Source organism: Chryseobacterium sp. G0162, from assembly GCF_003815715.1.
Taxonomy (GTDB): domain Bacteria; phylum Bacteroidota; class Bacteroidia; order Flavobacteriales; family Weeksellaceae; genus Chryseobacterium.
The window spans coordinates 1,747,674-1,761,582 of the sequence record NZ_CP033922.1 but is presented as its reverse complement, the minus strand read 5'-3'; the positions used below and the strand labels follow the sequence as shown (position 1 = coordinate 1,761,582).

The following is a 13,909-nucleotide window of genomic DNA, read 5'->3' as shown; positions in this document are numbered from 1 at the left end:
ATTTCGCAAACAAATATAACTAATTCTTTTAAATAGAATGCTCTGTCAAAGTTTTTTTAATTACTTGATAAGCCTCTGCTTTTAAGTCTTTTGGAGAATTAGTAGGTTCTATAATTCCATTGAAATAGACCTTTACTCTTCCGGGATAACCCTTAGAGCTATCAAAAGGAAACATTTCTTTAAGTCCTATAAAGGTATAAACAGCAATTGGAGAGTTATGTTTTGATGCTAACATAAACGCCCCGTCTTTAAAGTCATCCAGAATAATAGACGTGTCATCCGGTACACCCCCTTCAGGAAAAATGGCAATACTGTTGCCTTCCTCCATTTTTTCAGCACATCTGCGGTATACATCAGCACGGCTTTTTGCGCTTGATCTGTCTACCATTACACATATCCTTTGATAAATAGTTCCGAAAATAGGAATCTTAACAAGTTCTTTTTTTCCAACAAAACAAATTGGGTGATGTGGAAAAAGCATGCAGGTGAGCATAATATCCATAATAGAAGTATGATTCGAGATGAAAACATATTCTTTGTTTCTGTCTTTTTCTTGCTCAGAAAGTTTAATGAGATCATATCGAAAGCCCATGCCATAAAACATGCCGAAACACCATAGACGGACAAATTTATAAGCGTATTTATAATGCTTTTTACTAAAAGATAAAATATAAACGGGGATCCCGAGAGTGGTTGTTAGAACAAATGCTAATAACAACAGCCAAAATCTCCAGAGATAGTTTAGAATTTTTGCCACAGTTTAACCGTTAAAAATTACTTTCTTTTTTACAGAATAATTAAGAATGGAAACCAACAGGATCGCTGCAATCTTGCTTATCATTTCCGGACTCAAGGTATAAAAAATTAAATTGATATTATCCTTAAATATAAAACTGTAAAATATCTGAAAGAAACTAAGGCTTAGTAAAGTAGAGAAAAAGGATACTGCCATAAAATAGGCAAACTCTTTTTTCTTAGAATGTTTTCCTCTTTCAAAAACAAACCAAATACTCAGAAAATAATTGCTGATGATCCCGCAGCAGGTAGAGAAAATATTGCTTAAAGGATAGTGTATACCATGAAAATTAGTTTCTCTTGCAAAGAAGTGGGGCAGGTAAGTGCTGAATATTTTAAAGCTGCCAATCTCCACAATGGCACTCAGTCCTCCGGCAATAATGAAGAACAAAACTTGTTTCTGGCGTATGAGTATTTCTTTCATTTAATTAATATAAAAGCTGAAAATATATCTTATATTGTATTAGATACCAGGGTGTTTTATAAGAAAAACAATCAGTAATTCTTTGGATCCTATGTGTTCATAATGTTTTTCAATTATTTTAAATCAGGATTCTTTACAATATCAATCTGCAAATTTATAACTATATGTTAAACACTGAAAAAAGTTGTTAAAATATTTTTTTAAATAAAAATTATTTCTAATTTTAATAAGCGGAATGATGTCACTATAACCTGATAATAAATTCATTTTCAAATCCTTGTGATGTGGGTTTTTCTATCTTGTAATGCCTATTTGAAAGCATACTACTCTAATTTTTTATGACCAATTGTTAATAATATTTGTATGAAAAGTCAAAACAAATACAGAAAATTCCAGCTTCAACAAAAAAATATTGAAGCGTTGGAAAAAGAAAACTCCCGCTTCAAACGAGTGTATTCTGAATATGAAAATATGTCTAATGAACTTTGGAATCTTGAAAATTCCAATGGTGAACCCGTACCTGATGATTTTATCAATGCAATGGTACTGCAGGCATCTTATCTGGAAGATGAAATTGAAGATTGGCTTCTGCAATTCAATGAAAAGAAAACTAAGGTTAAACATTAATGATTTTAGACAGCTTCCAGGTTGTTTTTAAATGCTAATTGAAGATAAATTCATAATTTAGCACCCTTAAATTAAAATCTAAAATATGGTTGCTATTGTAGATAGTGGTTCTACTAAATCGGATTGGGTAATATTGGATGACTTCAAAAAGGTTTTTCTGAAAACGGAAACCATCGGTTTTAATCCGAATTTTATCAACAGAGAACTTATCACTCCTGAAATACAGAAGAACAGCAACCTTATATTGGTCAAAAATTCAATTACGAAAGTCTTTTTCTATGGCTCTGGATGTGGTGTGGAAAAAAACCGTGAGATTATAGAAGCTGAACTTAAAAAAGTTTTTAGCAAAGCTGAAATCATTGTAAAAGAAGACCTGATGGCTGCAGCTTATGCTGCCTATAAAGGAAAACCCGCGATCGTGTGCATTTTAGGTACAGGATCAAACTCATGTTATTTTGATGGCAAAGAGGTGAAGATTGAATTGCCATCCCTTGGATTCCTGATGGGAGATGAAGGAAGCGGAAGCGCCATTGGAAAACAGTTGGTACGCAGATACTTCATGAAAAAACTTCCCACAGATCTTCATAATGAATTTGAGGCTGGTTATAAACTTACCATAGAAGATGCATTGAAAAATATGTATCATACTCCAAGACCAAATGCTTATTTAGCTGATTTCAATAAATTTGTTGTCGAAAGAAAAGATCATCCTTATTTCATGAACATGGTTTTCGAAGAAATGAAAAGCTTCTTCGAATATCAGGTTATGCCTTATGAGGAAGCTCATGATGCCGAAATCAATTTTATTGGCTCTATTGCTTATTATTATGAAAATATTTTACGCTCTGTAGCGGAAGAACTTAATTTAAATGTGGGACATGTAGTTCAGAAACCAATTGAAAGCTTAGTAGATTACCACATTAAATATATACTCTAACAAAAAATAAAACGTATGTCAAGTAACAACAATCGCGACGAAAAGAATTTCAGTCAGGCCGCGTTAGATTATCATAAAGCAGAACCCAAAGGGAAAATCGAAGTTATACCATCCAAGCCACACTCATCTCAAAGAGATTTATCATTGGCTTATTCTCCCGGAGTAGCGGTTCCTTGTATGGAAATCCACGACAAGCCGGAAACTGTATACGATTATACAGGAAAAGGAAACCTGGTAGCGGTAATCTCTAACGGTACTGCAGTACTTGGATTGGGAGATATCGGAGCAGAAGCTTCAAAACCGGTAATGGAAGGTAAAGGACTTTTGTTCAAAATTTTCGCTGATATCAACGTTTTTGATATTGAGATTGATGAAAAAGACCCAGATAAATTCATTGAAATTGTAAAAGGAATTGCACCTACATTCGGGGGAATCAACCTTGAAGATATCAAAGCTCCTGAAGCTTTTTATATAGAGCAAAGACTGAAAGAAGAATTGAATATTCCTTTGATGCACGATGACCAGCATGGAACAGCAATTATTTCTGCTGCTGCATTAATCAACTCATTACAGATTGCCAATAAAGATATTGATAAAGTAAAAATGGTGGTAAATGGAGCCGGAGCGGCTGCCATTGCTTGTACCAAGCTTTATATTTCATTAGGACTGAAAAAAGAAAATGTCCTGATGTGTGACAGTAAAGGAGTAATCAATCATAAGAGAGAGAACCTTACTCCAGAAAAATTAGATTTCATTGCTCAGACAGATATCGAAACATTAGAAGATGCTGTAAAAGGATCTGATGTTTTCGTAGGATTATCAAAAGGAAATGTGATGACTCCTGAAATGCTATTAAGCATGAACGATAACCCTATCGTATTTGCTTTAGCGAATCCGGATCCTGAGATTGCTTATGATCTTGCTCTTGCAACCCGTAAAGATGTGATCATGGCAACAGGAAGAAGTGATTTTCCTAACCAGGTAAATAATGTATTAGGGTTCCCTTATATTTTCCGTGGAGCATTAGATGTTCAGGCAACAGGGATTAATGAAGAAATGAAGCTTGCAGCGGTACACGCTATTGCTGACTTGGCTAAAGAACCGGTGCCGGAAGCTGTAATTCTTGCCTACAATGTTCAGAACCTGCAGTTTGGAAGAGACTATTTCATTCCAAAACCATTTGACAACAGATTGATTACAAAAGTATCAAGTGCTGTTGCGAAAGCAGCTATTGAAAGTGGAGTAGCAAGAAAAGCGATTACTGATTTCGAAGAGTATGAGCACCAGCTTTTAGACAGAATGGGTCGAGATGAGAGATTGGTAAGAATGATGCAGAGCCGTGCAAAATCTAATCCGAAGAGAATTACGCTTGGAAATGCTGAAGAATATAATGTATTGAAAGCAGCTCAGATTCTTTATGAAGAAGGGATTGCTTATCCAAGCCTTTTAGGAGATAAAAAGTACATCAAGCAGCAGATGGAACGTTACGGGATCAACCTGGATATTCCAATCATTGATCCAAGTGATGACGATCAGAAAGAAAATAGAAAAAAATACAGAGAAACACTTTGGAAGCTTCGTCAGAGAAAAGGGATGAACGAGTACAAAGCCAAGAGATATGTTCGTCAGAGAGATTATTTTGGACCTTTAATGCTGAGACATGGTGATACTGATGGTCTGATTGTTGGTTTCTCTAAAAACTATACTTCTGTATTGCGTCCTGTTTTAGAAGTTATTGAAAAAGATAAAGGAGTAGATAAAGTAGCTGCAATGATGATGATCTTATCTGAAAAGAAGCCTATTTTCTTCGCAGATACTTCTATCAACCAAAATCCTACCTCTGAAGATCTTGTGAATATTGCTAAAATGGCTGAGTTTACAGTGAAATCTTTCGCTATCGAGCCTAGAATTGCGATGCTTGGATTTGAAAATTTTGCTGCCATTTCAGATACTTCCAAAAAAGTGGCAAAGGCTGTAAGCATTCTTCATGAGAAATATCCTAAGATGATCGTTGATGGTGAAATTCAACCGGATTTTGCAATGAATGCAGATCATCTAAGTGATTATCCTTTCTCAAAATTAGGAACAACTCCAGCAAACACCTTCATCTTCCCGAATCTTGAAAGTGCCAATCTTTCTTACAAGATTCTGAGAGGAATGAAAGTAGCACAGGTAATCGGGCCAATCCTGATGGGATTAAAACAACCGGTACACGTTCTTCAGATGCGTTCAAGCGTAGATGAAATCGTAAACCTTGCAACCATTGCTGTTCTTGACGCGCAGAGAAGAGAGAAAAAGTAATTTATTTACTCTATAATATTATAAAAAGCATCTTGTAAAAGATGCTTTTTTTGTTTATATATCCAGGAATTTATTAATTTTTAGAACAACTAGTTCTCTTAATAGTTTTTATTACCTTTGGCATCAATATGTGGTGATATATTTTTACTGTTTAAGACTACCACACTCAAAAAACAGAAGAATAAAACTAATAATCTGATATATGCAATTGAAAACGTTCTTAGCAATTCTGCTTTTCTCATTCATTCAAAATTTTTATTCTCAGGATATGAGAATAGACTATAATCTTGTTTATAAACAAGACACATTAAGTTCTGAAACAATATCCAAAAAGATGGTACTCCTCGTCAAGGATGGAGAATCCAGATTTTGCACTGAAAAACAATATCAGGTAGATTCTCTGAGAAGTATTGGCTTTTATGGTTTTGCCGTGGGAGATCATGTTTTTGATGCCGTAAGAGATAAGCAGAATAGAAGCTCAAGGTATTACTATATATCAGCCGATGCATATAAACTGACAGAACCTATACAGTTGGACTGGAAAATAGAGAAAGAGGTTGCTAAAAAATATGGTTATAACTGCCAGAAAGCAACATTAAATTATAAAGGAAGAAAGTGGGAAGCTTGGTTTACACAGGATATTCCATTGCATGAAGGCCCCTATGTCTTCAAAGGATTACCAGGCCTGATTGTGGAGATGGAAGATAAAAGCCATTCCTATAAATTCTCCTTTTCAGGGTTGAAAAAAAGCTTTCACAAAATGAGCTTTGAGAGCTTGGGCTTTAAGCGCGTAGATGTTTCAATGAATAATCTTAAAAAGGTAATGTTGGACTATTATAATGATCCGTTTCGTGAGATGACCTCTGGAAATGTGAAAGCAAAATTTAAGGATGAAAAGGGAAATGAAATAGAACCCAATTTTAGGGAAATGACAAAGAATGTACAAACTTCCCTGAAAAAAAACAATAATCCAATAGAATTATCAGAAGCGATTAAATATCCATAGTCGTTAAAAACAATTTATTTTAACCTTTAATGCTGTATTTGGAGGTTAAATTTTTATATTTGGGGAGTTTCAAAAATTAATAATGATATTTTCTTTACAAGGTACTGTTCAAGAACTTACACCTACCTATGCAGTAATCAACGTACAAGGCGTTGGCTACTATGTGGGGATCAGCTTAATGACCTCACAGACACTTACTTTAAATCAGCAAACTGTTTTATTTATTCAGCAGATCATCCGTGAAGATGCTCATCTTCTGTTTGGCTTTAACACTCGTTCGGAAAAAGAAATGTTCAATCTGTTAATAAGCGTTAATGGAGTAGGAGCAGTTTCTGCACTTATTCTTTTATCCACACTAAGCCTTGATGAGATTGCTGCGGGAATCCTTTCAGGAAACAGTGCACTCATTCAGAAAGCCAAAGGAATAGGAGCCAAAACAGCAGAAAGAATTATTGTTGATCTTAAAGATAAAGTACAGAAATTCAGTGGTCCAGCGGAGAATATTTCGTCGATGGTGAATAATAAAATCAAGGAAGAAGCGTTATCTGCATTAGAAGTTTTAGGAATTCCTAAGCGAACCAGCGAGAAGATGGCAGATAGGATATTAAAGCAGAATCCTGACCTTTCGGTTGAAGAATTGGTTAAACAAATTTTAAAAAACATTTAACATTTGGTGGCGAATAATAAGCATTTTAAAATATTTTTGTTCCTGTCGTTCCTGTTTATGTCTGTAAGTGCTTTCGCACAGCAGGCAAAAGACACAACGATCATACGAAAGCAATATGAGATAGCAGACCCCACGAGGTATGAGGCCTATTTCGATATCAAAACCGGGATGTACTATGTATATCCCAAAATTGGAAATACCATTACCGGTCCTCCTACTGCCATGTCTCCCGAAGAGTATAAAGAATATGTACTTGCTCTTCAGACCAGGGCATACTATAAGGAAAAATCGGAAAAATATAATCTCCTTTTTAGAAAAGACAAAAGTGATGCCAGAAAGAGAGGATTGATTCCTTCAGTGATGATTAACAATAAATTATTTGAAACCCTGTTTGGGGGAAATAAAATTGAGATCATCCCTTCCGGATATGCGTCCATTGATTTTGCAGGACTTTACCAGAAAATAGATAACCCGCTGATCCTTCCACAGAACAGGACCAGCTTTACTTTTGATATAGACCAGAGAATCCAGCTCGGATTATTAGGGAAAGTAGGAGAAAACCTTCAGTTGAAGGCCAATTATGATACCCAAAGTGGTTTTGCCTTTGAAAACAGGATGAATCTTGTGTGGCAGGCAAAAGGGAGCTGGAAAGACCTTCAGCAGAAAGGTCTTGGAAATGTGGATAAACCTAATGAAGGCGGCGAAGATAAAATCATTAAAAGAGTTGAGTTTGGTAACGTAAATATGCCTCTTTCAACAAGTTTGATCCGTGGTTCACAGTCATTGTTTGGGGTGAAAACAGAATTCCAACTAGGAAAAACTTTTGGAACGGTTGTCCTTTCCCAACAACAGGGTGAAGCCAGAAATATTGTCGTACAAGGAGGTGGGGTAATGAATAACTTTAAAGTCAGTGCCAATGAATATGAAGAGAATCAGCACTACTTTTTAGGGCATTATTTCCTTGATAAATATGATAATGCATTACTTAATTATCCACAAATCAATTCAACAATCAATATTACCAGACTTGAAGTTTGGGTATTGGATCAAGGAAACAGTAACCTGGCTTATCAGAAAGGAATTATCGGGATCAGGGATCTTGGTGAAGGAGGTGGTGTACTGCCGGATAACTCCGTAAATAATTTATATGATGATATTTCCGCAAAAGCAGGGACGAGAGAAGCCGGTAAAGATTATAATGGCGTTTACCAGGGACAAGTATTTGGGGGATCACAACCTTATATAAACGGTGAGCATTTTATTTTTAATAGCAAAGCAAGAAAGCTGAATGCTAATGAATTTACATTCCAGCCACAATTAGGATATATTTCATTGAATCAAAAGCTTAATGATCAGCAGCTTTTGGCTGTTTCCTATTCATATACGGTAAATGGAAGTAATAAAGTATACAAAGTCGGAGAATTCTCAGAAGAAAGCCCGGTTTTGATTACTAAAGTATTGAAAGTGAACAACAGTGTAGATGTATCTTCTCCAATGTGGAAACTGATGATGAAGAACGTTTATTCTTTAGATGCAGGTCAGGTATCTCCTGATGGGTTTATTCTTAATGTATATTATAGAGATCAGAAAACCGGAGGGAAGGTAAATTATCTTCCGGATACTTCTGTTAAAGATGTCAATCTATTGAAATTACTGAACTGGGATCGCCTTAATATGAATGGTGATATTCAGAACAATAAAGATGGTACCAAAGGGGACGGGGTTTTTGACTTTGTTAACGGAATTACAGTGAGACCGGAAACCGGAAGAATTATTTTTACCAAGGTGCAGCCTTTTGGTGATTATATGCAACAGGTATTAGGAACCAATGACCCACAATATGTTTTCCATGATCTGTATGATCAGATAAAGCCTACGAATGGTCAAACCATAGTTCCTCAACGATATACCATTGAAGGTCGTTACAAAGGGGTGCAGGGACAAGGTATTTCTCTAGGTGCTGTAAACGTACCTCAAGGATCTGTAAAAGTTTCTGCAAATGGAGTACAGCTTTCCGAAGGGGTAGACTATACCGTAGACTATATGCTTGGTACAGTAACCATCATCAATGAGAATGTAAAACAGTCTGGCCAGGCCATTAATATTTCCTTAGAAAACCAACTTACATTCAATACTCAGAGAAAAAGATTCCTGGGATTGAATTTGGAAAGAAGATTTAATGAAAACTTTATTTTAGGAGGAACCGTTATTAATTATTCAGAATCTCCACTTACCCAAAAGGTAAACTTCGGACAGGAGGCTGTAAATAATACAATGGCAGGGATTAATTTGATGTATAATAATCAGGCTCCTTATCTTACAAGATTTACAGATAAACTTCCACTGATAAAGACTGAAGCTCCATCTAATATCAACTTTAAAATGGAGGCTGCGTATCTTCTACCTGGATTGAATAAGGCAACCAACAGCCAGTCTTATATTGACGATTTCGAGCAGACAACTTCTAAAATATCTTTAAAGGAACCTGCAGCCTGGAGTTTAGCCTCAAGGCCAGAAAAAAATACAGAACCTCCTTTCAATATTCCGCCAACAAGTGATGACTTAACAAGCGGCTATGGAAGAGGGTTATTATCATGGTATAATATTGACCCAAGATTCTGGGGAGTTGGAGGGAGAGCTCCTGGAGGAATTACACCACAATCGGTATCCAACCATGCATCAAGAAGGGTACTACTCTCTGAAATTTATAATAACAGAGATTTTGTAGCCGGAGATCAAACCTATACCAATACTTTAGATATCTCTTTTTTTCCTAAAGAAAGAGGACCTTATAACGTGAATCCAGGAACAGAGCCGGCGGTTAGCAGATGGGGAGGAATTATGAGACCTATCAGTGTGCCTAACTTTGTAAGTTCAAATATTGAATATGTTGAATTCTGGATGATGGACCCTTATGCTGATGGTAATAAGCTAGGAGATAATCCAAAATTATTACTACACTTAGGAAATGTATCTGAAGATATCCTTAAAGATGGGAAAATGTTGTACGAAAATGGACTTCCTGCACCAGGAGTAGTATCTAATACAACAACTTCCAATTGGGGAGTACAGCCAAAACAACCTCCTATTTTATATGCTTTCTCTACTGAAGGAGATGGAAGAAAAGCGCAGGATGTAGGATATGACGGTTTAAGTTCAGACCAGGAAGCAATGAGATTCGGGAATACCTTTGTAAACCCGGTAACAAATATTGTTGACCCTGCAGTGGATGACTTTGTATTCTATTTGTCAGATAAATTTACAGGTAGTCAGGCCGCTTCATTGGTGGAGCGTTATAAATACTTCAGAAATCCTGATGGAAACTCAGAAGCAAATTCATTGAATGTGGCTTCACAGACTCCGGACGCAGAAGATATTAACAGAGATTATAACCTGGATCAAATAGAAAGTTATAATGAATATCCAATAAAATTAGATCAGGCCAGCCTTTCATTAGGATCAAATAATATTGTTGATGTTAAGACCGTAAAAGCTGTTTTCCAGAACGGGCAGTCGGGTGATGTGAAATGGTACCTTTTCAGAATACCGGTTTCCAATTTTGATAAAACGCAGGGAGCTCATAGTGAAACAGTACTTAATAATGTAAGATTTGCAAGGTTAATGCTTACAGGATTTGAAAACACGTCTACTTTGAGATTCGGGACAATGGATCTTGTAAGATCAGATTGGAGAAAATATCCTAGAAGTCTTGCTACTTATTCTAATGAGGCATTAGATCCAGCAACGGATGAAGGAGTAACAATAGATCCAGAAATTGGTAAACTTGAGGTAGGAAGTGTGAATATAGAAGAGAATGCTCTTAACCAACCTCCTTATGTATTGCCTCCTGGAATTGACAGGCAGGTATTAAGTGGAAATGCAGGAGCACAAAGACAGAATGAGGCGTCATTGTATATGAAGGCTAATGAGTTGAGACCAGGTAAATCACAAGGGGTATTTAAAAATACTACCCTAGACATGAGAAGATATAAAAAACTTAAGCTTTTTGTACATGCTCATGAACCTAAAAACAATATAGTAGGAATGGATAATAACACCAAATTCTTTATTCGTTTTGGGAATGATGCCACAGATAACTATTATGAGTATGAAGCATCTCTAAAGTTAACTCCAACTACTGCAACAGCTCCGATGGAAATCTGGCCAATGGAAAATGAAGTGAACCTTGAAATCCAGAATTTTGTTGATGCGAAGATTAGAAGAGATAAAGCATATGCAAATAAAATAGCAGAGCGATATCTTGATCCAGTTTTTGATGCAGGAGATAATCAAAAAAGAATTTATATCAAAGGACGTCCAAGCTTAGGAAATGTTACAACCATCATGATTGGTGTTAAGAATGCAGGGGGATCAAGAGTCCCTATAGATAGAATTTTATGGGTTAATGAAATTCGTCTTTCTGAAATTGAAAATGATGGTGGATATGCAGGAAATGCAAGCTTAAATTTCAACTTGGGAGATTTTGCAACCGTAAATACCAATGCCTCTTATACTTCAGTAGGATTCGGAAATATTGATTCTAAGCCGGCAGAGAGAAATCAGTCTACTCAGTCTGCGTTCAGTATCAATACAGCAATTAATGTTGATAAACTTTTACCGGAAAAAACAGGGGTAAAGATTCCATTGAACTATTCTTACTCACAAACAATAGAAGATCCGAAGTACAATCCTTTGGATACGGATGTTGAATTTAGTAAGGCTCCAAACAGAGAGCAACTGAAAAAAGTGGCAAGAACATATACGCAGCAAAGAAGTATTGGAGTTGTTAATATGCGTAAAGAAAGAGTCAATCAGAATAAAAAGCCTAAGTTCTATGATATCGAAAACGTTTCAGTAACTGCGGTATATAATGATGATTATTTCAGAGATATTTATACAAAGAGAAATTACAGACAGTATCTGAGAGGGTATGTTGATTACAACTATACTTTCAAACCATGGGTAATTAAACCTTTCAATAAAATGATTAGTGATACTGCTAAGTCTACTAAATACCTGAGATGGGTAAAAGAATTTAATATCAATCCTATTCCAACAAGATTATCTTTCAGAACAGAGGTTGATAGAAACTATAACGAACTTGAATTTAGAAATATTGAAGCTATTTTAGGAGGGAATACCGCAGGAGACATGGAAGCGATCAGAAATAGAAACTTCTACTTCGGATGGCAATATGGTTTAGGATTCAATTTTACAAAATCATTAAAACTGGAGATTAATTCAGCAACCAGAACGCTTAACGATAACATTGACGTAAATACGATGAATAATAAAGCGATTTTCGGGAATGTATTCAGAGCGGGTAGACCGGTATTGTATAATCACAGAGCACAATTGAACTATAAGCTGCCATTCCAATATTTGCCTTATCTGGACTTTATTGATGCGGAAGTAGGGTATGGATTTACTTATAACTGGAATGCAAGATCTACAGCCTTACTTTCAAGCCCTGAAGGAAGCTTAGGATCAATAGGTCAGAATACCAATGTGATCCAGGCAACTGCATCAGCAGATATTCCTAAATTCTTTGGACAGTTTAATTATTTCAAAAATATTAATACTAAACTTCAGAAGCGTAAGCAGGAAATGGATTCCCTGAACAATGTATATACAAAGCAATGGGAAAAGAACAGATACGCATATAAGAAGTATAAATTCAAAAATAAACTTACGGTACTTCAAAGTGCAGCCTTCTTCCTGACTTCATTCAAGCAGTTGGATGTAAGCTATACTGAAAACAACGGAACAGTGCTTCCAGGTTTATTATCAGCTCCGAACTGGTATGGCTCTGGTCAGACATTGGGAGGACCTACCATCGGATTCCTGCTAGGATCTCAGGCTGATATCAGAAGAACAGTAATGGAGAATGGATGGGTAAGCAGCTCTAATTATATGACTGATGCCTATGTAAGAATGTCCACCAGAGAATTACGGGCCAATTTACAGATGATGCCAATGAATGATTTTAGGATTGACCTGAATGTGTTGCATAATTTCAACAGTAACTTTTCGCACTCAGGATTTAACTATGTTAATCCAGGAGGGGTTGCTGACCCAAGTTTTACATTTGCAACCGATATGATTACCTATTCAAATTCTACAATGCTGATTAGCTCATCATTTAAAGATGGTACAGCAGTGTATCAGGCAATCAGGGAAAATGCAATGAAACTTTCACAACAGCTGGGAGGACCTAATGCAGAAATAGGAAATGATGGCTTTGCTAAACATTATAGTATTGCAAACGCTTATGTATTAATTCCTGCATTCAGGGCAGCTCTTGAAGGAAAGTCCGTTTCTCCGATAGGAAATCCTAAAAAGGCAGGAATGCCATTACCGAACTGGAGAATTACCTATTCAGGATTAAAGAACATTCCAATCATTAGTGGGCAGTTCACGAAGTTTGATATCTTGCATGGTTATACAGCTACCTATACTGCAACAGGAATTCAAAGTAATATTGATTACCATAGTAACCCTGGTGGATATTATCAGACCGTAGACGATGCCGGTACTATTAAACTGAATGATGGGGATAAGATTAATCCTTATACTTTTGCTCAGGTAGGTTATGTAGAGTCTTTCTCTCCACTTATTGGAGTAGATGTTACCATGAGAAACAATATGCAGTTCGGGTTACAGTACAACAAAAACAGAATGATGGTGCTGGGATTAGTAAACCATACCCTGACTGAAGATTCTAACTCAGAATACGTAGTAAGATTAGGATATATTGTCCGAAACTTCAGATTAGGAACTGCCAATGTAAGAGGAAGAGGAACCAGAGGAAAAGGAAGTGATCTTAACATCCGAGGAGATATTTCACTAAGAGATAGTAAAACTTCTATTATGAATATCCTATTAAATGATTCACAAATTACAGGAGGGCAGAGGCTTCTTAATATCAAGCTTTCCGCAGACTACAATGTCTCCGAAAACCTGAATCTGAGAGTCTTCTACGAACAGATGACTTCAAAATATAAGATCTCAACAGCCTTCCCGTTGTCTACGATCAGAGCAGGGATTTCCGCAACATTTACATTCGGAGAGTCCGGTGGCGGATTCTAGATAATAATATGAATTTTATAATAAAGCCTCTTTCTGAAAGAAAGAGGCTTTAATTTTTATTAA

Annotated in this window: 8 protein-coding genes; 6 read left to right on the top strand and 2 right to left on the bottom strand. The window is 36.2% G+C overall.

Annotated features, from left to right (window positions below):
* Nucleotides 1–28: 28 nt before the first annotated feature.
* Both EG344_RS08115 and EG344_RS08110 read right to left on the bottom strand, forming a co-directional pair.
* The gene (locus tag EG344_RS08115) at nt 29–757 is read right to left on the bottom strand and encodes a lysophospholipid acyltransferase family protein (RefSeq protein ID WP_123909024.1); all 729 of its coding nucleotides are present in this window, start codon (nt 755–757) and stop codon (nt 29–31) included.
* 3 nt (nt 758–760) lie between these two features.
* Nucleotides 761–1,219, bottom strand: a complete 459-nt coding sequence (locus EG344_RS08110) for a GtrA family protein (protein ID WP_123909023.1) — start codon at nt 1,217–1,219, stop codon at nt 761–763.
* A gap of 363 nt (nt 1,220–1,582) precedes the next feature.
* Between EG344_RS08110 and EG344_RS08105 the strand changes: the two genes are divergently transcribed.
* The 6 genes from EG344_RS08105 (at nt 1,583) to sprA (ending at nt 13,846) form a co-directional block, all read left to right on the top strand.
* Complete coding sequence (locus EG344_RS08105) at nt 1,583–1,846, top strand: hypothetical protein (RefSeq protein WP_123909022.1); 264 nt, start codon at nt 1,583–1,585, stop codon at nt 1,844–1,846.
* An 85-nt stretch (nt 1,847–1,931) separates the two neighbouring features.
* On the top strand, nt 1,932–2,783 hold the full coding sequence (locus EG344_RS08100; protein WP_123909021.1) for a BadF/BadG/BcrA/BcrD ATPase family protein: 852 nt from the start codon (nt 1,932–1,934) through the stop codon (nt 2,781–2,783).
* A 15-nt stretch (nt 2,784–2,798) separates the two neighbouring features.
* Nucleotides 2,799–5,084 carry an NADP-dependent malic enzyme gene (locus tag EG344_RS08095; protein ID WP_123909020.1) on the top strand — a complete coding sequence of 762 codons (2,286 nt, stop codon included), beginning with the start codon at nt 2,799–2,801 and terminating at the stop codon, nt 5,082–5,084.
* Between the two features lie 202 nt (nt 5,085–5,286).
* The gene (locus EG344_RS08090; protein ID WP_123909019.1) at nt 5,287–6,090 is read left to right on the top strand and encodes a GLPGLI family protein; all 804 of its coding nucleotides are present in this window, start codon (nt 5,287–5,289) and stop codon (nt 6,088–6,090) included.
* Nucleotides 6,091–6,172: 82 nt separating this feature from the next.
* Nucleotides 6,173–6,757 (top strand): Holliday junction branch migration protein RuvA, encoded by a 585-nt coding sequence (gene ruvA, locus EG344_RS08085; protein ID WP_123858973.1) that lies wholly within the window; start codon nt 6,173–6,175, stop codon nt 6,755–6,757.
* Between the two features lie 57 nt (nt 6,758–6,814).
* The gene (gene sprA, locus EG344_RS08080; protein ID WP_123911783.1) at nt 6,815–13,846 is read left to right on the top strand and encodes a cell surface protein SprA; all 7,032 of its coding nucleotides are present in this window, start codon (nt 6,815–6,817) and stop codon (nt 13,844–13,846) included.
* Nucleotides 13,847–13,909: the final 63 nt, after the last annotated feature.